Below are 20,806 nucleotides of genomic sequence, written 5' to 3'. Positions count from 1 at the left end.
GGCGAGAGGGAGAGCGCGATGGGAGAGGATGATCGCATGCCGCGGATCCGGGGAAGCAACATCGAGCAGCACCACGAACTGGTGTGGGCCGACCTCGCCGCGGCGATGCGACACCTGCTGCTCGAACGCGACTACGACACGATCACCATGGGCCACATCGCCGCCCGCGCCGGGCTCGCCCGCAACACCCTGTACAACTACGCCCGCGACAAGAGCGCCCTGGTCAAGGCGCTCACCGAGCGGACGGGCCGGCCCACGGTCGAACGGGTGACCGCGCTCGCCACCCGCTCCACCGCCCCGGCCGCCGAACGGCTGCGGGAGATCGTCGTGGTGGTCCTGGAAGCGTTCACGGACCCGATCATGCGACTGATGTTCCGGCCAGGCGTCGACCCGGCAGCCGCCGGGACGCCGAAAGGGCCGGACAGCCCGTTCCACGCGATCGTGGTCGAGGTCGAGAACGTCGTCCGAGGCGGCATCGCACGCGGAGAGTTCCACGACGTCGGCGACGTGCACCTCACCGTCGAACTGCTGTCCGGAGTCATGCGCGCGGGCGCCGAACGCATCGGCCGCGACCCCACCGCCTTCCCGGCCACGGTCCAGGCGGCACGGGAGATCGTCCTCGGCTCACTGAGCGTGCCGTGACGGACCTGGATCTCGCCCGCCGGGTCCGCGACCGCTGTCTGCTGAGCGGCCGCTTCGTGCTGCGCTCGGGACGCGTGGCCACGGAGTACTTCGACAAGTACCAGTTCGAAGCCGACCCGGCCCTGCTGGACGAACTGGCGTCGGAGATGGCCCACCTCGTACCCGAAGGGACCGAGGTACTGGCCGGCCTCGAGATGGGCGGCATCGCGGTCGTCACCGCGCTGGGCCGGCACACCGGTCTGCCGTGCGCGTTCGTCCGCAAGACGGCCAAACCCTACGGCACCGCCCGGCTGGCCGAAGGCGCCGGCGTCGAAGGACGGCGCGTCCTGGTCATCGAGGACGTGGTCACCTCGGGCGGCCAGATCGCCATCTCCACCGGCCGGTTGCGTGACCTGGGGGCCAGGATCGAGCACGCGCTGTGCGTCATCGACCGGCAGGAAGGCGGGGGCGAGGCCCTGGCCGCCGAAGGCGTCCGCCTGCTCGCGTTGCTCAGGCGCGAGGACCTCCAGCCAGACTGACGGCCCGCCCGCAGGAACGTCAGAGATGTCCTTCTCCTGCCGGTGTCGCGCCCCGGCTGTACCGTGTCCGCCATGTCAGAGCGCGAGACGTCAGCAGCGTCAACGCCGTTCGGATGGGCCACCCCGTCGTCGTCACCGCCACCGGCTTCGTGGTGGAGGTGTGGGACCTCACCACCCGCCGCCGCGTCGGCCCCCGTCTGCGCCTCCCCGACGCGGTGACCGCCGTCGCCGTGGACGAGAGCGGGCACGTCGTCGTCGGGTTCCACACCGGCATCGCCGTGTTCGCGGCCTAGTAGAGCATGCGCTGCTCAAGACCCGGTCTCTCCCGAAGGAGCCGGGCGGTCGGCCGCTCCCGTGGATCAGGCGCTGGCTCCCCCGTCGATGACCAGGTCGTGGCCGACCGCGAAGCCGGCTTCGGGTGAGGCGAGCCAGAGCACGGCGGAGGCCGCTTCGGCGAGGGTGCCGACCCTGCCGATCGGCAGGGTGTCCTTCATGCGTCCGGCCCGGTCGTCCTCACTCTCGCCGGGACGCAGGGACATGGAGGTGTCGATGGGCCCGGGGCTGATCGCGTTGATGCGGATGCCGTCCCCGATGTACTCCTTGGCGGCTGCCCGGCTCAGCGCGCTCACGGCCGCCTTGGACGCCGCGTAGCCGCCGAGGAACGGCAGCCGCAGGTGCGCGCCGAGGTTGGAGGCGGTGTTGACGATGACGCCGCCGCCGTTGCCGCGCATGTGGGCGATCTCGTGTTTCATGCTGAGGAAGACGCCGGTCAGGTTCACGGCCAACTGGCGGTTCCAGGCGTCCTCGTCCAGGTCCGCGAGTGGTCCGGCCTCGAGCGTGCCCGCGTTGTTGAACGCGATGTGCAGGCCGCCGTGGCGCTCCACCGTGGTCGCGACGAGCCGGGCCAGGTCCTCGGAGGAGGTGACGTCAGCGGTGACGGCGTCGGCCCGGCCGCCTTCGTCCGCGATCAGCTTCGCGGTCTGTTCGAGGGGGCCGGCGCTGCGCCCGGTGACCACCACGGTCGCGCCTTCCCGGGCGAAGGCGAGCGCGGTGGCCCGGCCGATGCCCGATCCTCCGCCGGTGACGAGGGCGATCTTGCCGGTGAAACGTGGGGTCATTCCGGATTCTCCTCTGCTTGCTCGGTGCGGCCTATCTAGACCGATCGTTCTGTTATTTGGGCAGGCGAGAACGCCGCTCGTCGAAACGAGCGGTTCCTCAGTCCAGGACGGCCAGCGCCTGAGCGGTGGCGTCACGCAGCCTGCCGGAGTCGGGATGCGCCCGGCCGAGGACGCGGATGCCCTGCATCAGGACGAGCAGGAAACGGGCCAGCGCACGCGGGTCCTTGTCGGCCGAGATCTCGCCCTGCGCGCGCGCCCGGGTCAGCGCCGAGGTCAGCGCGGTCTCCAGCGTGTCCCAGCTCGCCTCGACCCGCCGCGCGATCTGCGGATCGCGCGGCATGACCTCGACGGCCGCGTTGACCACCATGCAGCCGCGTCTGCGCTGGTCACACAGGGATTCCTCGGTGTACGCCTCGATCAGCGACCGTACCGCGGGAAGCGCCGGCCCCGGCTGGGAGAGCACCTCGACGACGTTGGGATCGCAGGTCTGCAGGTACCTTTCGAGCGCCTGCACGTAGAGGTCGTGCTTGCCGCCGAAGGTGGCGTAGATGCTCGCCCGCGCGATGCCCAGATGCTGGACCAGGTCGGCCATGGACGTCGCCTCGTACCCCCGCTCCCAGAACAGCTCCAGCGCCTTCTGCAGGGCCGCGTCCGGATCGAACTCCTTGGTCCTCGCCATGCGATGAACCTTAGCCATTTCCAGATCGAACGGTCAAATATGGCGGCTCCGGACCATCGCGTCCGGCGGTCAGGACGGCTGGAGCTCGTCGAACAGGGCGAGGGCTTCGGCGGGGTCCGGGCTCACGAGGCGGTCCAGACCGGCCGTCGTCATCTTCGCCCACCTGCCGGCCCGCGCCCACATCTGCTCCTCGAAGGCGCGGACGACCCCGTCCAGGTCGCCGGGGGCGGCGGCGAGGACCTCGGCGAGTTCGGCGCCTTCCAGCATCGCGAGGTTCGCGCCCGCCCCCAGGGGAGGCATCAGGTGGGCCGCGTCACCCAGGAGCGTCACCCCGGGGACGTGGGCCCAGGTGTGGCCCACGGGCAGGACGTGGAGGGGCCGGTGGACGAAGTCGCCGCCGTGGCGGAGAAGGTCGAGGACGGGCGCGGCCCAGCCGTCGAACAGGGCCAGCAGGCTCGCCCGCACGGCCGCGGCGTCATTCAGGTCCAGGCCCGCGTCCAGACCGGTGTTCAGGCCCAGATGCCGGTCCGGGTCCGTGTGCCAGTCGAGCGGCGCGCGAAACTGGGCGTACACCTTGACGTGGCCGCCGCTGTTGCGCTGGGCGACGAGGGCGCGGTTCGCGCCGTACACGGCCAGGGAGCCGTCGCCGATCAGCCGGGCGAGGGCGGGGTGGCGGGTGTCGACGTCGTCCAGGGCGGTCTCGACGAAGGAGACGCCGGTGTAGTGCGGCGTCACGGACGAGAGCGCCGGGCGGACCCGGGACCAGGCGCCGTCGGCGCCGACCACGAGGTCGAACGCCTCCTGCCGCCCGTCCGCGAATCGCACCAGCACGCCGTCCCGGGTCCCCGGCACCACCTCCGTCACGCTGCTCCCCCACCGCACGTCGAGGGGGCCGAGCAGCAGGTCACGGAGTTGGCCGCGGTCGATCTCGGGATGGTCCGGGTCGCCGGGACGGGGTAGCCAGTCGCGCAGCACGGTCCCGTCCGTGTCCAGGATGCGCATGGCCTGCCCCTCGGGACGGGACAGCGCCTGGAACTCCCCCAGCAGCCCGGCCTTGCTCAGCGCGCGCTGGCCCAGCTTGTCGTGCAGGTCCAGCGTGCCGCCCGGGGGACGGGCGTCGGCGGCGGGATCACGTTCGAGGACGGTGACGGGATGACCGTGGCGGTGCAGGACGTGGGCGAACGTCAGGCCGCCGGGGCCGCCCCCGACCACGGCGATACGGTGTCTCATGTCGATGCAGTGTAAATGAGAAATACAGTGTATCGCAACAGTACGATGTACCCATGACTGTGTGGGACCGGCCGGAGCCGCCGACTCGCCCCCTGCCGCTCGACCGGGAGCGGATCGTCGCCGCCGCCATCGCACTGGCCGACGAGGGCGGGCTCGACGAGGTGTCGTTGCGCAAGGTCGCCGCCCGGCTGGACGTCGGCCCGATGCGGCTCTACGGCTACCTCTCCACCAAGGAGGAGCTGTTCGACCTCATGGTGGACGAGGTCCACGCCGAAATCCTGCCCGAGGAGCCGCCCGGCGACTGGCGGGAGGCGCTGCGCCTGAACGCCCACCGCACCAGGCGGGCCGTCCTCCGTCACGAATGGCTGGCCGACCTGCTCGGCGGCCGTCCGGCGCTGGGCCCCAACGCCCTGGCCGTGACCGAGGCGACGCTGGCCGCCCTCGACGGCCTCGCCGACCTCGGCACCGTCATGCGCGCCGTGGAGACCGTCGGCGCCTACGTCACCGGCGCGATCCGGCGCGAGGTCGCGAACCTGCGGGCCGAGCGCGCCACCGGCCTGTCCGAACGCGACTGGCAGCGCGCCTCCGGCCCGCACGTGACCAGGATGCTGGCCACCGGCCGCTTCCCCGCGCTGGCCAGGTTCGTGCACGACGGCGACGAGGTGGACGCCGAGACGTCCTTCGCGACCGGCCTGGACTGGATCCTCGACGCCGTGGCCGCCAAACTCACCCGCCCGCCCGCGTGAATCAGTCGGCGTGCAGCGCCGTGCGCAGCTCGGCGACGGGATCGGGCAGGGCGAGGCCCGGGGTCCGGACGCGGACGGAGAACAGCTCGCCGTTCCAGCGGGCCGGGACGCGGTAGCGCTCGGACACGGGCAGCCCCGCGTCGTGGCCCAGGCGCAGGCCCGCGCCGCCGTGCTGGAGCGCCAGCGGCAGGTGGCCGTCGAAGGTGAGCGTCCCCACCACGGTGTCGCCGTGCAGCAGGTGGAAGGCGGAGCCGTCCGGGCCGGTGGTGTGCGCGACGCCCAGGACCTGCCGGCCGGGCGGCACGGGACGGTCGCCGACGACCTCCAGCGGCCCTTCCGGACGGGCGAAACTGAAGACCAGGCGTCCCCCGGTGACGTGCAGGGCGAAGCCGCCGTGCCAGTCGCCGAGAGCGCACAGGACGCCGTCGGCGTCGGCGGCCACGTCGGCCTCGGCGGTGATGCGGAAGCCGCCGAAGAGCATGGGCACCGACTCGTCGCAGACCGGCGCGGTCCCGGGACGGAAGGTGCGGTCGCCGCCCGTGGGCCAGACCGGGCCGATGAGCGCGCCGAAGCGGTCCACGAGGTTGTCGAGCAGCGGCAGGACGTGGTTGCGCGCGGCCTCCTCGTCCCACAGCCGCCGCAGCTCGGCGACGACCTCGGGATGCTCGGCGGAGACGTCCGTGGCCTCGGCGAAGTCGGCGGCCAGGTCGAACAGCGCCCAGTGGTCGCCGTCGAAGTCGCGGCTGCCAGTGAGCAGCTCGTCCTCGTCGAGGATGCCCGCGGACAGGTGGTCGGTGGTGACCTTCCAGCGGCCGTGGATCAGGGAGCGGGAGCCCAGCATCTCGAAGTACTGGGTGTCGCGCGGGGCGGGGGCGGCGGGGTCGTCGAAGGTGGCGCGGAAGCCGGCCCCGTCGATCGGCTGCTGCTCGATGCCGTCCACGACGTCGGGGGCGGTGATGCCGGCGGCGTCCAGGAGCGTCGGGAACAGGTCGTTGACGTGCACGACCTGGTCGCGGACCGCGCCGCGGGCGCTGATGCCGGCGGGCCAGTGCACGATGAGCGGGGTGCGGGTGCCGCCCAGCCAGGTGTAGCGCTTCCACAGGTGGAACGGGGTGTTGCCGGCCCACGCCCAGCCCCACGCGTAGTGGTTGTAGGTGCGGGGGCCGCCCCAGTCGTCGTAGCGGGCGAGGTTGTCGCGCAGCGACTCGCGCACGCCGGCGGAGAAGCGGTGCTCGTTGACGCTGCCCTCGACGCCGCCCTCGGCGCTGGCCCCGTTGTCGGACAGCAGCACCACGATGGTGTCGTCGAGGCTGCCGATCCGCTCCAGATGATCCAGCAGGCGGCCGATCTGGGCGTCGGTGTGGGTGAGGAAGCCGGCGAAGACCTCCTGCTGGCGGGCGTACATGCGGCGGCGGTCGGCGTCGAGGTCGTCCCAGGCGGGCACCCAGGCCGGGCGCGGCGTCAGGGTGGTGCCCGGCGGGACGACGCCCGTCGCGAGCTGCCGCTGGAAGATCTCCTCCCGCCAGGCGTCCCAGCCGTGGTCGAACCGGCCGCGATACGGTTCGGCCCATTCGGGCGTCACGTGGTGCGGGGAGTGCGTGGCCCCGAGCCCGAGGTAGAGGAAGAAGGGTTTGCCGGGCGCGGCCTGGTCGAGGTCGTCGAGGTAGCCGATGGCGCGGTCGATCAGGTCCTCGGTGAGGTGGTAGCCCTCCTCCGGGGTGGCGGGCGGGTCCACGTGGTGGTTGTCCTCGACCAGGTTGGGCGCGTAGTGGTTGGCGTCGCCCTGGAGGAAGCCGTAGTAGCGCTCGAAGCCGAGGCCGAGCGGCCAGTGGGTGAACGGGCCGGCCGCCGAGCGCTCGTAGCGCGGCGTGAGGTGCCACTTGCCCACGGCCAGGGTGGCGTAGCCGTGCTCGCGCAGGATACGCGGCAGGGTGGCGGCCGAGCGCGGGATGCGGGCGGTGTACCCGTGGTGGTTCAGCGGGATGTCGGCGAGGAAACCCATGCCGACGGCATGGTGGTTGCGCCCGGTCAGGAACGCGGCCCGCGACGGCGAGCACAGCGCCGTCACGTGGAAGCGGTTGTAGCGCAGGCCGCCGGCGGCCAGGCGGTCGATGTGCGGGGTGGCGATGCCGGAGCCGTAGCAGCCGAGCTGGGCGAAGCCGGTGTCGTCCAGGATGATGGCCAGGACGTTCGGCGCGCCGGCCGGAGGGCGGGCGGCCGGGCGGAAGATCGGTTCGGCGGCGGTCATGAGGGGGCTCCCGGGGGTCGGTGGAGTCGGTTCGCGACCGGCGGAGCGGCCCCGCCATCGGTCACGTCATCGGTCGTGTCGGCGGTCGTGTCGGCGATCTCGTCGGCGGTCTCGTCGGCGGTCGCGTCATCGTCGGCGCGCGGGGCGAGGACGCGGTGGAGCAGCAGGCCGAAGCCGGCCGCGACGATCATGATGGTGAGGCCGTAGATGCCGGCGGGGACGGCCAGGGCGAGGTCGCTGCCCAGGCTCAGCGCCAGGGTGAGGGCCAGCGCGGCGTTGTGGAAGCCGACCTCCATGCCGGCCGCGATGGACGGCCCGCGCCCGGCGCGGGTGAGCCGCCCCGCCCCGTACCCGGCCGTGAGGCTGGCCAGCGCGAACAGGACGACGGCGGGGAAGACCGTCGTGAGGTTCTCGACGAGCGGGGCGAGGTTGCCGGCGAACCCGGCCGCGACGAGACCGGCCAGGGCGAGCCCGGACAGCACCCGGAAGACCCGCTCGGCGCGCTCGGCGAACCGGCCCCAGCGCGCCTTGACCGCCATGCCGGCCGCGATGGGCACCAGCACGGCCGCGAACACCTGCACGATCTCCACGCCGTGCAGCCCGACGCCCTGCCGGTCGGGCAGGAAGTAGGCCAGCGACAGGTTGGTGATCGCCGTCAGGGTGAACACCGACAGGACGGAGTTGACCGCGGTGAGCGTCAGGTTGAACGCCACGTCGCCGCCGAACAGCTTCGCGTACACCCCGGCGAGCGGCCCGCCGGGGGCCGCGGCGACCAGCATCATCCCGGCGGCGGGCGCGGGCGGCAGCCCGAGCAGGCGGACGATGGCGAAGCAGACCAGCGGCAGCACGAGTAACTGGCAGCCGAGCGCGGCGGCGACGGTCCACCGGTACCGGCGGACCCGGCGGAAGTCCGCGACCGTCAGGCCGAGCCCCAGCCCGAGCATCAGGACCGCGACGACGGACAGCATGGCCGCGTTCACCCGCCGCTCCCCTCGTCGAGCGAGATCACCGGATTCTCCTCACTACGATGGCACAAGTTAAGACAGGTCGTCTTAATCGACCGCAATACTATGGTTACCAGGTAGGGAAAGACAACAATGCGGGTGAAAGAGAAGATCCTCCTCGCCGCCGAACGGCTCTTCGCCGAACGCGGCTTCGGGGTGTCCCTGCGTGAGATCGCCGTGGCGGCCGGCCAGCGCAACCATTCGGCCGTGCAGTACCACTTCGGGGACAAGACCGGCCTGATCGACGCCCTGTACGCGTACCGGATGACCCCGCTCAACCTGCGCCGCCGCGAGCTGCTCGCCGGCCTGCGCGCCCGCGGTCTGGAGGGCGATCTGCCCGCCCTGGTCGAGGCGTACGCGGCGCCCCTGTCCGAGCACGTCCTGGCCAACCGCGGCACGAGCTGGTACCTGCGCTTCAGCAGCCGGTACGTGCTGTCGGGCAGCTACCGGTCCTGGCCCTACTCCGGCGACCACCATCCCGGCTTCGACGAGCTGGTCGAGCTGCTCCTGCGGTGCCTGCCTGGACTGGCGGAGGAACGCCTGCGCGTCTTCGTCCTGCACGTGATCATGGTTCTGGCCGACGTCGAGCAGCGGCTCGACGAGCCCTCCTTCGACGACCGCGCGGCCGTCGCGGCGGTGGCCGACCTGCGCGCCACCGCCCTCGCCCTGCTCACCGCCCCGCGCCCCTGAACCGGAGCGCGCTCAGCCCGGCGCGGCCCGGATGACCGGCGCCGAGCGCGTCGGCGTCCTGGGAGCGGGCCCGGATCGGCCCGTCGCGCGTCAGCGCAGGTCAGGCTGATCGTCGAGGAAGTCCAGGACGAGTGCGGCGACCTCGTCGAGGGCGCTTTCCAGCAGGAAGTGGCCCCCGTCGAGGAGATGGACGCGCGCGTCGGGCAGGTCGTCCGCGAACGCCCGCGCTCCGGCGGGGGCGAAGATCTCGTCGCCCTTGCCCCACACCGCCAGCAGCGGCGGCCGGTGCGCGCGCAGGTACTCGTGCAGGCGGGGATAGAGCGGCAGGTTGGTGGCGTAGTCGAGGAACAGGTCGAGCTGCACGCGGTCGTTGCCGGGACGGGAGACCAGGGCGTGGTCGTGGTACCAGGTCTCGGGGCTGACCAGGGTCGGGTCGGGCACGCCGGTGAGGTACTGCCACCTGATCGCGTCCAGGGTGAGCGCCTGGCGGACCGCCTTCTCGGTCTCCGGGGTCCGCTCCCGCTGGTAGTCGCGGACGACCTGCCAGAACGCGTCGACGAAACCGGCCTCGTAGGCGTTGCCGTTCTGGCTGATGATCGCGGTGACGGCGTGCGGGTCGTTCAGCGCGAGCCGCCAGCCGATCGGGGCGCCGTAGTCCTGGACATACATGGCGTAACGGGTGATGCCGAGCCTGTCGAGCAGGGCGGCGGTCAGGTCGGCGAGCGCGTCGAAGGTGTAGTCGAACTCGTCGGCGGGCGGCGCGTCCGAGAGGCCGAAGCCGAGGTGGTCGGGGGCGATCACGTGGTAGCGGCCGGCCAGCGCGGGCACGAGGCCGCGGAACATGAACGAGCTGGTCGGAAAGCCGTGCAGGAGCACGACGTGCGGGGCGTCGGCGGGTCCGGCCTCGCGGTAGAACAACTGCCGGCCCTGTACGCCCGTGAAACGATGATGCACGGCCACCATGGTCAACCCCCTGAAGATGTCACCGAACGCCCGATCGGTACGACCATCTCCGAACGCGATGCCGCACGCCGTCCCGACACGCCGATCGCCCTGGCCGCATGACACGCACCGCCGGTCCGGCGCGGCGGTGCTGTCAGCGCCGACGCCGTCCGGGACGAGGTCGAGCCGGTCCCAGCGGACGGGCCAGGCGAAGCGGCGGGGCCGGTCAGCCGGGGCGGGCGGCCGGTCCGTCGATGAGGTCGGCGACGCAGGCCAGGTAGAGGGACTGCGGACGCTCCCGCAGCCCGTCGTCCACCTTGGCCAGCCGGTAGACCAGCGTGTTGCGGTGGATGTGCAGCGCCTCGGCGGCTTGGACCAGGTTGAAGCCGTGCTCGCACCAGGCGATGATCGTCTCCCGGAGCACCGGCCAGTCCCGTTCCGCGCGCAGCCCGCCCAGGGCGCCGTCCCGCAGGCGGGCCCGCGCCCGGCCGCCCGCCGCCGAGAGTGCCTGGTGCACCCGCAGGTCGTCGATCAGGTGGACGGGCGCGGCGGGCGCGACCAGGCGGCCGAGCCGGAGCGCGTCGGCCGCGTCGTGGTAGGAGTCGCGCAGCTCGGGCACCGATCCGGCGACCCCGCCGACGCCGATCAGCGCGCCTTCCGGCACGGGGATCGGGCCCGCGACCGGGTGCCGGCGCAGCACCACGAACCGGCCCGAGCCGAGCGCGGCGACGATGTCCTGCGGATCGTCGAAGACCTCGTGCAGCGCCCTCGGCCGCGCGCCGGGGGCCGCCACCAGCAGCGCCACCCGGGCCGTGGCCAGCTCGTAGCCCAGCTCGCGGGCCCGCGACAGCAGGTGCTCGGCCTCGACCACGTCCGGGTCGAACGCGGCCAGGTCGCGGCACAGCTCCTCCGTCGCCCGCTCGCGCAGCAGCCCGGAGCGCAGCGCCACCGACTCCTTGAGCAGGATCTCGGTCTGCCTGCGCACGACCAGCCCGAACCGGCGCACCCGGGACGGGGAGCCGGTGATGCCCACCGTGCCGACCGCGTCGCCCGCCACCACCAGCGGCAGCGTGATGCCCGGCCGCACCCCGCGCAGCTCGTGCGCCTGCGCCGAGGTGTGCCAGGCGGCGCGGCGGGTGCGCAGCACCTCGACGGACGCCTCGTGGAAGGTGCCCACCCGCCGCGCGTCGCCGCTGCCGATCACGATGCCGCGCTCGTCGGTGATGAGCACGTTGAAGCCGATGACCGCGCTGGTGTCGCTCGCGATCTCCTGAGCCAGCGATGGGGCGAGCATGTACGAATCACACAACACGCCCATATACCGCGGCAAGAGGGTCGTACGAATCGTACGGTGACGCCGCACCGGGCCGCGCCTACCGTTTCGGGCAACATTTCTCGAGGAGGCAGCCCATGGCGGCACTGGACTGGGCCATGCTCGCGGTCTACTTCGCGGCATTGATCATCATCGGGGTTCAGACCATGCGGCGGATCAGGACGCCCGACGACTTCGCGGTGGCCGGGAACCGCATCATCTGGCCGGTCTTCTTCGGCAGCCTGGCCGCGTCGTTCCTCGGCGGCGGGGCGTCGCTGGGCAACGCCGGCACGGTCTTCCAGGACGGCTACGTCTACATGTTCGCCTTCTTCGCCTTCGCCATCCAGACGCTGCTGGTGGGGGCGTTCGTGGCGCCGCGCCTGAAACGGTACCCGGGGGCGCACACGGTGGGCGACGTGATGGAGCACCACTACGGCCGGGCCGCCCGGTTACTGACCGGGGTGTTGTCGCTGGCGTTGTGCGCGGGCATCCTCGGCGCGCAGGCGCTGGCGATCGGCACCGTCGTGAACGCCACCATCGACCTGCCCACCGTCCCGTCGATCCTGGTCGGGATGGGGGTGGTGATCCTCTACTCGACGTTCGGCGGCGCGTGGGCGGTCATCCAGACCGACATGCTGCAGTTCGTCTTCCTGGGCGTGTTCCTGCCCGTGACCCTGATCATCGGGGTGAACCGGGCGGGCGGCGCGGACGCCCTGCTGGCCCGCATCCCCGACCTGCACACCAGCTTCCTCGGCGACTACAGCCTGACCGCGTTCCTCGGCATCTTCCTGGCGTTCCTGCTGGGCGAGACGCTGGTCCCGCCGTACACGCAGCGCACGTTCTCGACGCCGGACTCGGCGCACGCCCGCAAGGGGTTCGTGATCTCCGGCATCTTCGCGTTCGGGTTCTTCTTCGTGACGGCCAGCATCGGGGTCGTGGCGCTGGCGCTGTTCCCGGACGTCAAGCCCGACCTGGCGCTGCCCACCGTGGTGATGAACCTGGTGCCGGTGGGCATCGTCGGGCTCGTCGTCGCGGCCCTGCTGGCGGTGGTGATGTCCACGGCCAGCTCCTACCTGAACTCGACCGCCGTCGTGTTCGTCAAGGACATCTACCAGCCCTTCGTCAACCCCGGGCTGACCGCCGGGCGGCGGCTCTGGCTGGAGCGCGCGCTCAGCCTCGTCGTGGGGGCCGCCGCCACCGTGTTCGCGGTCAGCGTCCCGTCGATCGTGGACGCCCTCCTGTACAGCTACGCGCTCTGGGCCCCCACCGTGATCATCCCGCTGCTGGCGGCCGTGCTGTTCGGCGCCCGGTCCAAGCCCGCCGCCCTGGCCGCGATCGTCGGCGGCGCCCTGGTCACGGCCGTGTGGACCTGGGTCCTCGACGAGCCCTACGGGGTGACGGGCCTGATGGCCGGCGTCGCCGCGAACGCCCTGATCTTCCTGCTCGTGCTCGCCTTCCCCCGTACACCGAAACTCGCCGAGGTCGCCTGACATGTATGGACTGCTGCTCTACGGTGTCCCACTCATCCTGATCGCCACCACCCTCTACGTCGGTTACCTCGGGTTCCGCTTCTACGTCACCGAGGTCGTCCGCGCCCCTGACGAGCAGGAGGAGGCGTAGTGCGGGTCGTCGTCGCCGGTGGCGGGATCATCGGGTTGTGGTGCGCGGCCGAGCTGGCCGGCGCGGGAGCCGAGGTGGTGGTGGCCGACCACGGCGCGCTGGCCGGGGTCGCGGCCCCGGCCAGCGCGGGCTGGGTGGTGCCGGTCCTGTCCGCGCCGCTGTCGGGTCCCGGCGTGCTGTCCCGCTCGGTGCTGGGACTGCTGCGCGGGCAGGGCTCGTTCGCGATCCGGCCCGCGCCGACGCCGGCGCTGCCCCGGTGGATGACCGGCTTCCTGCGCAGCGGCACCGCCGCCGGTCATCGGGAAGGTCTCAAGGCGCTGCTCGAACTGGGGCTGTCGGGGGTGGCGGGGTTCGAGGCGCTGCGCCGTACGAGCCCGTTCGAGCTGCACAGGACGGGGCTGCTGATCGCGGCGCGCACCCGGCACGGGGCGCGGGAGGCGGCGGAGCTGGCCGAACAGGCACGCGCGGCCGGCTACCCCGGCCCGGTCAAGACGCTGGACGGCGCGGAGCTGCGGGCGCTCGAACCCGCGCTGGGCCCCGGCGTCGCCGGTGGCGTGCACGCGACCGACGACGTCCACGTCCGGCCCGAGCAGGTGCTGGACGCGCTCACCCGGGTCGCTGAGGAGCGCGGGGTGGACGTCCGGCGCGGTGTCGCGGTGCTGGGCGTCGAACGCTCCGGCCACGGGCGCTGGAACGTCGTGACCGGCGGCGGCGTCCTGGAGGCGGACCGGGTGGTGATCGCCGCCGGGGTGTGGAGCGCGGCGCTGCTCGCCGGGCTCGGGGTCCGGGTGCCCCTGCTGCCGGGCGGCGGCTACAGCCTCACCGCGCGCGGCACGGGCACGGCCCCGCGGCACGCGCTCAAGCTCATCGAGGCGAACGTCGCGATCAGCCCGTTCGAGGACGGGGTGCGGGTGTCGGGCATGTTCGAACTGGCCGCCGGGCCCCGGCCGCCCGCGCCCCGGCGGATGCGGCACGTGCTGCGCACGGCGCTGCCGTACCTGCGCGACTGGCGGCCCACCGGTTTCTCCGGGAACGGCGTGCGTCACGGCCTGCGGCCCGCCACCCCCGACAGCCTGCCGCTGATCGGACCGGTGCCGGGCCGCGACGGCGTCTACGCGGCGACCGGGCACGGCACGCTGGGCCTGACCCTCGCACCCGGCACGGCCGAACACCTGACGCCGCTGGTCCTGACCGGGCGCGAGGCCGCCGTCCTGGCCCCGTTCGCCCTCACCCGGTGGGCGGCCCGCCCCGCGTGACCCGGTGGCAGGATGCGCTCCAGGCATACTGTTGCCGAACCAGCACACGGGAGACACCGATGAACACACCGCCATCGCCCCCTGGAGCGGAGCGGGAATCCGTCCGGATCGGCGCGCTCGTCCCGCTGACCCGGCCCGGCTGGGCCGGGGCGGGCCGGCACCTGCTCGCCGGACTCGAACTGGCCGTCCGCGAGGTCAACGACACCGGCGGGATCGCCGGCAGGCCGCTGGAGCTGGTGGTCAGGGACACCGCGGCCGATCCGCGCAGGGCCGAGGCGGCCGTGGACGAGCTGGCCCGGCTGGGCGTGGCCGCCCTGGCGGGCGAGTACCACAGCGTCGTCGCCCGTGCCGCCGCCACCAGGGCCGACGCCCTCGGCCTGCCGTTCCTCTGCTCGTCCGCGGTTCTCGACGCGCTCACCGAGCAGCCGTCGGACCGGGTCGCGCGCCTGGCCCCCGCGCAGTCCCACGGCTGGCGGAGCTACGCCGACTTCCTCCTCAAGGCGGGTCACCGCCGGATCGCCGTGGCGGCCGAGGCGAGCGTCTACTGGGCGTCCGGGGCCCGCATCCTGCGCGATCGCCTCGCGCCACACGGCGGCGCCGTCGTCGAACTCGACATGCGCGCGCTCACCCCCGAGGCCGTGTGCGACGAACTCGCCGGCGACCGGGCGAGCGCGCTCCTGCTGCTGGTCGGTCACCCGGAGCCGGCCGTGTCGATCGTCCGGTCCGTCCGCCGCGACCCGCGCCTCGCCGGGGTCATGATCGGTGCTCCGGCCGGGCAGCCGGAGTTCGCCGAGTGGGCGACGTCGCTGGGCGGCGACGGCGCGGCGATCCCGTTCCTGCGCTACCTGCCCGAGCCTCTCGGCCCGCTCGGCGCACGGGTCGGGACGGCCCTGCGCGAGCGGCTGGCCGAACCGCCGTCCTTCGTGGCGTTCGAGGGGTATGACACGGTGGTCGTCCTCGCCGAGGTGCTGCGTGCGCGCGGTACGGACCGGGCGCGGGTCGCCGCGTCCTGGCCGGAGGTCGCCGTGGCAGGCACGCGCGGGCGGATCCGGTTCTCGCGCGTGCCGGGGATCGGCGTGTGGCAGTGGGCGTGGGCACCGGTCCAGGTGGTCGACCGGGATCCGGCGGCACCCGATCGGTTCCGCATCCTGCACACCGGCTGATTCGGCTAGCCGGCCGACGGCGGCGCCTCGACGACGAAGCACAGGAAGCTGAGCTTGGTGGAGAATGCCGCGAAGTCGTCGGGGAACCGTTCGCGGGCGGCCGGGTCGGGCTGTGGCTCGCGGACGACGGAGAGGCGGAAGCCGGCGTCGGTGAACGCCGTGGTCATCGCCTGCAACGGCCTGCGCCAGAACGTCAGCGGGAAGGAGCGCCCGTCGAACGTCCACGCGTCGGTGTAACTGGTGGTCGCGAAATAGTTGTGGCGCGGGCTCTGGCTCAGGTGCTCCACGAACGGGTGGTTCACCGACGCGATCAACCGGCCGCCGGGTCTGAGCACGCGCCGGATCTCGGCCAGCGCCGGACCCCAGTCCGCCAGGTAGTGCAGCACCAGCGACGCCACCACGTCGTCGAACGTGCTGTCGGCGAACGGCAGCGGATCGCGCAGGTCGGCCACGCGCAGGTCCACGTCGTCGCCGAGCCGCTCCCTGGCCAGCGCCAGCATCCCGGCGCTGGCGTCGATGCCGGTCACGACCGCGCCACGGTCGCGCAGCGCGACGGACACCGGGCCCGCGCCGCAGCCGGCGTCCAGGATCCGGCGGCCGGTCACGTCTCCGGCCAGGGCCGTGATCGCGGATCGCGCGCCGTACTCGACCATGAGGTCGTTCTCGGTCTCCGCCGTGTACGCCGCCGCGAAGCCGTCGTAGTCGTTCACCGCCTGGCCCGGAGCCACCGGCTCGGTCGCGGGCGAAACCCAGGCAGGATGCCCCGGTTCGAGGTCGTCGGGCATGTCGCTCACGCGTTCCATCGCCGCAGCCTAGCCTGCGGGCCGCGGGCGGCGGCCCGGCTCAGCCGGATGTGTCGGGCAGCCGGCCGGGTAGGAGCACGGCTGCGGCCAGGCCGCCCGCGGTCAGGACGAGCATCCAGACCAGGGCCGAGGCGTGCCCGCCGCTCTGGAGGAGGAGCGCCATCAGGGCGGTGCCGAGGCCGGCGCCGATGCGCTGGACGACGCTGCTGGCGCCGGCCGCACCCGGAATGGCCGCGGGCCGCAGCGTCCGGTAGATCGCGACGGCAACGGGCAGGCTCGCGACGCCGAACCCGACGCCCCGCCCCAGCAGCGCCGCGCCCAGCAGCAGGGGGTCGCTGCCGTCCGTGGCGAAGGCGAACGGGACGGTGGCGGCGGTGGCCAGCGCCATCCCGCCGAGCGCCAGGGGACGGGCCGGCATGCGGTCGGCGTACCGGCCGACCAGCAGGTACGCCAGGGCGAGCCCGACGCTCTGCGGAGCCAGCATGAGCCCGGCGTCGAACGCGGACAGCCCGCGAGCCTGCTGGAAGTACAGCGGCAGGAGGAACATCGGCCCCCAGGTCGTCACGCCGAGCACGAACAGCATCACCGCGCCGCCGCGGAAGGACCGGTCGGCGAACAGCCGCAGGTCGATCAGGCTCGCCTCGCCGCGGCGCACCGCCCGGAGCACGAACGCGGACAGCAGCGCCGTCGCGGCCACCCCGCAGGCGATCGTCTCCGGGCGCACCGCGGTGTCCGCCCCGGGCTCCAGCGTGGACAGGGCGTAGAGCAGCGCGACCACGCCGGCCGGCAGCAGGGCGAGCCCGACCAGGTCCAGCGGCTGACCGGTGCGCTGCCCGTCGCGCGGGAACCAGCGCACGGTCATGGCGAGCGACACGAGCACGATGGGCACGTTGACCAGGAAGATCCAGCGCCAGCCCCAGCCGCCGACCAGCCACCCGCCCAGGATCGGCCCGGAGATGGGAGCCAGTTGCCCGACCAGGCCGACGACGCCCATCACCCGGCCCAGCCGCTGCGGCCCGGCGGCTCCGGCCAGGGTGAGCTGGGTCAACGGCAGGATCATGCCCCCGCCGAGCCCCTGCACCACCCGGAAGGCGATCAGCGAGCCGGGCGACCAGGCCAGGCCGCACAGCACCGATCCGGCCAGGAACAACCCCAGCGCGGCCAGCCACACGGAACGGGCGCCGAACCGGCCGGCCGACCAGCCCACCGCCGGGATCACCGCGGCCATGGCCAGCACGTACGCCGTGGTGACCCACTGGATCACCGTCACCGGCGCGTTCAGGTCGCGGCGCAGCTCCTCCAGCGCCACCGCGACGATCGTGGTGTCGAGCAGCGCCGCGATCGCGCCGACCAGCAGCGTCGCGGCCAGCGGCACGAGGGACGTGCCGGAGTCCGGCGTCCGGCGTACGGTCGGCGCGCTCATGGGATCAGCAGGGTCTTGCCGACGGTGCTCCTGGCCTCGATCGCCCGGTGCGCCCGTGCCGCGTCGGCCAGCGGATAGCTCTGGCCGATGACGGGACGCAGCCGGCCGATCGCCGCCAGGGCCAGCGCCTCCTCGGACAGCGCCCGCGCCTGCCCGGCGCTCGGCATGCCGCCGTCGGGGACGAGCGTCACCCACTCCGGGGGCTCGGTCCAGGAGCCGCCGGCCATGCCGAAGATGGCGGCCCGGCCGCCCGCGCGCACGGCGTTCATGCCCTGCGCGCCGAGTCGCCCGCCGACGCCGTCGAAGACCAGGTCGGCGCCGCCGCCGGTCAGCTCGACCACCTGGCGTTCCCAGTCGGCCCGGGTGTAGTCGACGCAGGCGAGCGCGCCGAGCGAGGTGACGAGGTCGGCCTTGGCGGCTCCGGCGGCGGCGCCGACCACCTTCGCCCCTGCGGCGACGGCGAGCTGCACCAGCAGGCTGCCCACGCCGCCCGCGGCCGCCTCGACGAGCACCCACTCCCCCGGCCGCACCGCGGCCTGCCGGTGCAGCATGACCGCCGTGCGGCCGTCGGCCAGCAGCGCCGTGGCAGCACGGGACGTCAGCCCGTCAGGGACCGGGATGACGTCCTCGGCCCGGGCGAGGGCCAGCTCGGCGTATCCGCCGGTGCCGCCGGTGGTCGTCACCACCGTCGTCCCCACCGGCGCGGGGCCGGCATCGGCTGCGGCGGTGCGGATCCGGCCGCCGACGCCGTTGCCGGGCACCCGGGGCAGCGGTGGCCGCTGCCTGGCCGCCGGGCCGGCGCCGGCCCGTACCTGTGTCTCGACGAAGGTGACGCTCGCGTACTCGACCGCTACCAACACCTGCCCGGGGCCGGGGACCGGGTCGGGGAGCCGCCGGATCCGCAGGACCTCGGGCCCGCCGAATCGTTCCATCACCACGGCACGCATGATCACTGCCTCTCTTCAATGGGAGCGTTTCGCTCCGTTTGAGACGGTATAACGGAGCAATTCACTCCGCAACCCGCTATGCTCGACCCCATGTCCGGACCACGACGTCGCGCCCCACGTCAGGCCGAGGCCGAACGCAACGACCGCGCGCTGCTCGCCGCGGCCCGCGAGGTGCTCGCCGCCGACGGCGCGCACGCCTCGGTCGCGGCGATCGCCGCCCGCGCCGGGGTCGGCATCGGCAGCCTCTACCGCCGGTATCGCACCAAGCAGGAGCTCTTCCAGCGGCTGTGCGTGCTGTCCCTCGACAGTTGGAACGACGCCGCCGAACGAGGGCTGGCCGCTCAGGACCCGTGGGAGGGTCTGGCGGGATTCGTCACCGCCTGCGTCGAGTTCGGGCAGGGCTCACTCGCGCCCATCGCGGGCCTCATCGAGGTGACCGAGGAGATGCGCGCCAAGTCCGACCGCTCCGACGAACTGCTCGCCGCCCTGGTCACCAGGGCCCAGGAGGCCGGGGCGATCCGGCCGGACGTCACCCCCGTGGACATCTCGCTCCTGATCGAGCAGCTCGGCAGCTCGCCCGTCCTCGACCAGCTCCGCAGGCAGGGCCGCGAGGACCTGCTCGCCGCGGCCGGACACGCCCGCAGGCGCATCATCACCATCACCCTCGACGGCCTGCGCACGATCCACGCCGGCCCCCTGCCCGGCCCCGCCCCGACCGAGCGGCTGTTCACCGAACGCTGGGAACCTCACCCGGACCCCGCCTGACTGGGCGCCCCAGCGAATAAACCCGGCGACTTCCGTGGGGCGTCCCGCGATAATGGCCGGCGTGAAAGAGGTCGAAGTCGTCGTCGCCCATCAGGAGCGCGCGACCCTGCGGGTCGGCGACGTGTTCCTGAAGGTCGACACCGATCGGGCGCGCACCGACGTCGAGGTCGAGGCGATGGCCATGGCGCCGATCCCGACACCGGAGGTCCTGTGGCGCAAACCTCCCGTGCTCGCGCTCGCCGCCGTCCCGGGCACGGCGCTCGGCCGCCTCGGCGAGCCCTCGGCCGCGTCGCCGGCGGCGTGGGCCGCGGCGGGCGCCGCCGCACGGAGACTGCACGACGCCCCGCTGCCGCCCTGGCCCGGCCGCAGCCTCGACGACGTGGCCTCGCACCTCGACGACGAGTGCGCGTGGCTCGTCGCGAACGGCGCCGTTCCCACCGACGTGGTCACCCGCAACCGCCGGATCGCCGAGGCCGCCCTCCGTCCGTGGACCCCGGCGTTCACGCACGGCGACTTCCAGATCACCCACGTGTTCGTCGAGGGTGACGAGGTCACCGGCGTGATTGACTGGTCCGAGGCGGCCCGGGGCGACGCCCTGTTCGACCTCGCCACCTTGACGCTCGGGCACGAGGAGCACCTTGACGACGTCCTCGCCGGCTACGGCACCGACGTCGACCTCGACGTGATCCGCGCGTGGTGGGCGCTGCGCAGCCTGACGGTGATCCGCTGGCTGATCGAGCACGGCTTCGACCCGTGGCCCGAGATCGCCGTACTGAAGTCCCGGATGTGAGCCCGCACGATTTGGAGGATCCGGACATGACCGACGAGACCGACCAGGCGGTGCGGGCGGCCATCGACGGCGAGTTGCGGCTCCTCGATCCTGAGGTACGCGCTTCCCCGGCCCTCGTCCGGGAACTCCTGGACCCGGAGTTCACCGAGATCGGCGCCTCCGGACGCCGCTGGGACGCCGAGTCGATCCTCACGGTGACCAGCGCGGGATCGGTGTCACCCGAGTCGCCGGTCAAGGTCAGCGAGATGTCCGGGGTCGTCCTGGCCCCGGGGATCGTCCACCTGACGTACTTCGCCGACAACCAGGGACGCCGGGCCTGGCGCAGCTCCCTGTGGCGCCTGACGGAGACCGGCTGGCGCGTCTGCTTTCACCAGGGCACCCTGTCCGACCACCCGGAAGCGTGAGCCCGGCCGTTCCGGCGCAGCTAAGATCAGCAAAATGGCCACCGGCCTCCGGAGCGCTGGACATCTCGTCGTGATGATCGGCGTCGTCATCACGCTGGGCGCCTGTGGTGGGCAACCACAATGGCATGGCGTCGCATCGGCGACGGTTTCCCCCGACGGGACGACGCTCACGGTCACCGCGCAGGTGAACTCCTGCCAGGAGGTGACCGGGTCGGCAGTCCTCGAACAGGCCGCCGACGTGACCGTGGGGATAAAGGTCCGCGACAACTGTGCGCCGCTGTTTCCCTGGGAGGAAGGAGCCGCGCGCACCGCCATGGGCCATGACCGGACGGTCCGGATTCACCTCGCCGAACCCCTGGCCGATCGGCGTCTGATCGACCGGGCCACCCGGCAGGAAGTGTCGGCTTCACGGAGCTGAGCCGGGCATGCCCTCAGCACGAGGCCCCGAGCGGTCAGGACGCCGGGACGGTGGGGGTAGCGGGGGTGTAGATCACCACGTGCAGGTC

The 20,806-nt window shown here is 73.1% G+C and carries 23 protein-coding genes; 13 read left to right on the top strand and 10 right to left on the bottom strand.

Going from position 1 to position 20,806, the window contains the following annotated elements; all coding sequences use genetic code 11:
- Window positions 1-36 precede the first annotated feature (36 nt).
- The 3 genes from FAF44_RS19995 (at window position 37) to FAF44_RS19985 (ending at window position 1,453) form a co-directional block, all read left to right on the top strand.
- On the top strand, window positions 37-642 hold the full coding sequence (locus FAF44_RS19995; RefSeq protein WP_237104725.1) for a TetR/AcrR family transcriptional regulator: 606 nt from the start codon (window positions 37-39) through the stop codon (window positions 640-642).
- Complete coding sequence (locus FAF44_RS19990) at window positions 639-1,160, top strand: orotate phosphoribosyltransferase (protein WP_237104724.1); 522 nt, start codon at window positions 639-641, stop codon at window positions 1,158-1,160. The genes FAF44_RS19995 and FAF44_RS19990 overlap by 4 nt, the downstream gene beginning before the upstream one ends.
- Before the next feature lie 113 nt (window positions 1,161-1,273).
- Window positions 1,274-1,453 (top strand): hypothetical protein, encoded by a 180-nt coding sequence (locus FAF44_RS19985; RefSeq protein ID WP_237104723.1) that lies wholly within the window; start codon window positions 1,274-1,276, stop codon window positions 1,451-1,453.
- Window positions 1,454-1,519: 66 nt separating this feature from the next.
- Here the strand turns inward: FAF44_RS19985 and FAF44_RS19980 are convergent, their stop codons facing one another.
- From FAF44_RS19980 to FAF44_RS19970, 3 genes are all read right to left on the bottom strand, one after another.
- Window positions 1,520-2,278, bottom strand: coding sequence for an SDR family NAD(P)-dependent oxidoreductase (locus FAF44_RS19980; protein ID WP_237104722.1), 759 nt, complete (start codon window positions 2,276-2,278; stop codon window positions 1,520-1,522).
- Between the two features lie 97 nt (window positions 2,279-2,375).
- Window positions 2,376-2,957, bottom strand: a complete 582-nt coding sequence (locus FAF44_RS19975; protein ID WP_237104721.1) for a TetR/AcrR family transcriptional regulator — start codon at window positions 2,955-2,957, stop codon at window positions 2,376-2,378.
- 69 nt (window positions 2,958-3,026) lie between these two features.
- Complete coding sequence (locus tag FAF44_RS19970; RefSeq protein ID WP_237104720.1) at window positions 3,027-4,187, bottom strand: NAD(P)/FAD-dependent oxidoreductase; 1,161 nt, start codon at window positions 4,185-4,187, stop codon at window positions 3,027-3,029.
- A 53-nt stretch (window positions 4,188-4,240) separates the two neighbouring features.
- Here FAF44_RS19970 and FAF44_RS19965 point away from each other — a divergent pair, with 53 nt between their 5' ends.
- A complete protein-coding gene (locus FAF44_RS19965; protein ID WP_237104719.1) occupies window positions 4,241-4,933 on the top strand; it encodes a TetR/AcrR family transcriptional regulator in 693 nt (230 codons plus the stop codon).
- 1 nt (window position 4,934) lies between these two features.
- Here FAF44_RS19965 and FAF44_RS19960 read toward each other — a convergent pair whose 3' ends face one another.
- Window positions 4,935-7,181 carry an arylsulfatase gene (locus FAF44_RS19960; RefSeq protein WP_237104718.1) on the bottom strand — a complete coding sequence of 749 codons (2,247 nt, stop codon included), beginning with the start codon at window positions 7,179-7,181 and terminating at the stop codon, window positions 4,935-4,937.
- The gene (locus FAF44_RS19955) at window positions 7,178-8,161 is read right to left on the bottom strand and encodes a bile acid:sodium symporter family protein (protein WP_237104717.1); all 984 of its coding nucleotides are present in this window, start codon (window positions 8,159-8,161) and stop codon (window positions 7,178-7,180) included. The genes FAF44_RS19960 and FAF44_RS19955 overlap by 4 nt, the downstream gene beginning before the upstream one ends.
- Window positions 8,162-8,278: 117 nt before the next feature.
- Between FAF44_RS19955 and FAF44_RS19950 the strand changes: the two genes are divergently transcribed.
- Window positions 8,279-8,875 carry a TetR/AcrR family transcriptional regulator gene (locus tag FAF44_RS19950; RefSeq protein WP_237104716.1) on the top strand — a complete coding sequence of 199 codons (597 nt, stop codon included), beginning with the start codon at window positions 8,279-8,281 and terminating at the stop codon, window positions 8,873-8,875.
- Window positions 8,876-8,965: 90 nt separating this feature from the next.
- Here the strand turns inward: FAF44_RS19950 and FAF44_RS19945 are convergent, their stop codons facing one another.
- Complete coding sequence (locus tag FAF44_RS19945; protein WP_237104715.1) at window positions 8,966-9,838, bottom strand: alpha/beta fold hydrolase; 873 nt, start codon at window positions 9,836-9,838, stop codon at window positions 8,966-8,968.
- Window positions 9,839-10,043: 205 nt separating this feature from the next.
- Window positions 10,044-11,111 carry a sugar diacid recognition domain-containing protein gene (locus tag FAF44_RS19940; protein ID WP_237104714.1) on the bottom strand — a complete coding sequence of 356 codons (1,068 nt, stop codon included), beginning with the start codon at window positions 11,109-11,111 and terminating at the stop codon, window positions 10,044-10,046.
- Window positions 11,112-11,227: 116 nt separating this feature from the next.
- Here FAF44_RS19940 and FAF44_RS19935 point away from each other — a divergent pair, with 116 nt between their 5' ends.
- From FAF44_RS19935 to FAF44_RS19925, 4 genes are read left to right on the top strand one after another with little or no spacing between them, the layout of a single operon-like run.
- Window positions 11,228-12,619, top strand: coding sequence for a sodium:solute symporter (locus FAF44_RS19935; protein ID WP_237104713.1), 1,392 nt, complete (start codon window positions 11,228-11,230; stop codon window positions 12,617-12,619).
- A 1-nt stretch (window position 12,620) separates the two neighbouring features.
- A complete protein-coding gene (locus FAF44_RS54755; RefSeq protein ID WP_272894750.1) occupies window positions 12,621-12,749 on the top strand; it encodes a hypothetical protein in 129 nt (42 codons plus the stop codon).
- Window positions 12,749-14,005, top strand: coding sequence for an FAD-dependent oxidoreductase (locus FAF44_RS19930; protein ID WP_237104712.1), 1,257 nt, complete (start codon window positions 12,749-12,751; stop codon window positions 14,003-14,005). Before FAF44_RS54755 ends, FAF44_RS19930 begins: the two co-directional genes overlap by 1 nt.
- 59 nt (window positions 14,006-14,064) lie before the next feature.
- Complete coding sequence (locus tag FAF44_RS19925; protein ID WP_237104711.1) at window positions 14,065-15,168, top strand: ABC transporter substrate-binding protein; 1,104 nt, start codon at window positions 14,065-14,067, stop codon at window positions 15,166-15,168.
- A gap of 5 nt (window positions 15,169-15,173) precedes the next feature.
- On the opposite strand, the gene FAF44_RS19920 is transcribed toward FAF44_RS19925, so the two are convergent.
- The 3 genes from FAF44_RS19920 to FAF44_RS19910 are packed head-to-tail and all read right to left on the bottom strand — an operon-like array spanning window position 15,174 to window position 18,326.
- Window positions 15,174-15,971 (bottom strand): class I SAM-dependent methyltransferase, encoded by a 798-nt coding sequence (locus FAF44_RS19920; protein WP_237104710.1) that lies wholly within the window; start codon window positions 15,969-15,971, stop codon window positions 15,174-15,176.
- A gap of 40 nt (window positions 15,972-16,011) precedes the next feature.
- Window positions 16,012-17,394, bottom strand: coding sequence for a DHA2 family efflux MFS transporter permease subunit (locus FAF44_RS19915; protein ID WP_237104709.1), 1,383 nt, complete (start codon window positions 17,392-17,394; stop codon window positions 16,012-16,014).
- Window positions 17,391-18,326 carry a zinc-binding dehydrogenase gene (locus FAF44_RS19910; RefSeq protein ID WP_308193346.1) on the bottom strand — a complete coding sequence of 312 codons (936 nt, stop codon included), beginning with the start codon at window positions 18,324-18,326 and terminating at the stop codon, window positions 17,391-17,393. The genes FAF44_RS19915 and FAF44_RS19910 overlap by 4 nt, the downstream gene beginning before the upstream one ends.
- 105 nt (window positions 18,327-18,431) lie before the next feature.
- On the opposite strand from FAF44_RS19910, the gene FAF44_RS19905 reads away from it, so the two are divergent.
- The 4 genes from FAF44_RS19905 (at window position 18,432) to FAF44_RS19890 (ending at window position 20,718) form a co-directional block, all read left to right on the top strand.
- Window positions 18,432-19,106, top strand: a complete 675-nt coding sequence (locus tag FAF44_RS19905) for a TetR family transcriptional regulator (RefSeq protein ID WP_237104707.1) — start codon at window positions 18,432-18,434, stop codon at window positions 19,104-19,106.
- A 61-nt stretch (window positions 19,107-19,167) separates the two neighbouring features.
- A complete protein-coding gene (locus FAF44_RS19900; RefSeq protein WP_237104706.1) occupies window positions 19,168-19,896 on the top strand; it encodes a phosphotransferase in 729 nt (242 codons plus the stop codon).
- A gap of 26 nt (window positions 19,897-19,922) precedes the next feature.
- The gene (locus FAF44_RS19895; protein ID WP_237104705.1) at window positions 19,923-20,300 is read left to right on the top strand and encodes a DUF4440 domain-containing protein; all 378 of its coding nucleotides are present in this window, start codon (window positions 19,923-19,925) and stop codon (window positions 20,298-20,300) included.
- Window positions 20,301-20,334: 34 nt separating this feature from the next.
- Window positions 20,335-20,718, top strand: coding sequence for a hypothetical protein (locus tag FAF44_RS19890; protein ID WP_237104704.1), 384 nt, complete (start codon window positions 20,335-20,337; stop codon window positions 20,716-20,718).
- The last annotated feature ends 88 nt before the right edge of the window (window positions 20,719-20,806 follow it).

It is taken from the genome of Nonomuraea sp. MG754425 (assembly GCF_021699195.1).
Lineage (GTDB): Bacteria > Actinomycetota > Actinomycetes > Streptosporangiales > Streptosporangiaceae > Nonomuraea.
The sequence above is the reverse complement of the archived record's forward strand: the minus strand, read 5'-3'. Positions and strand labels throughout refer to the sequence as shown.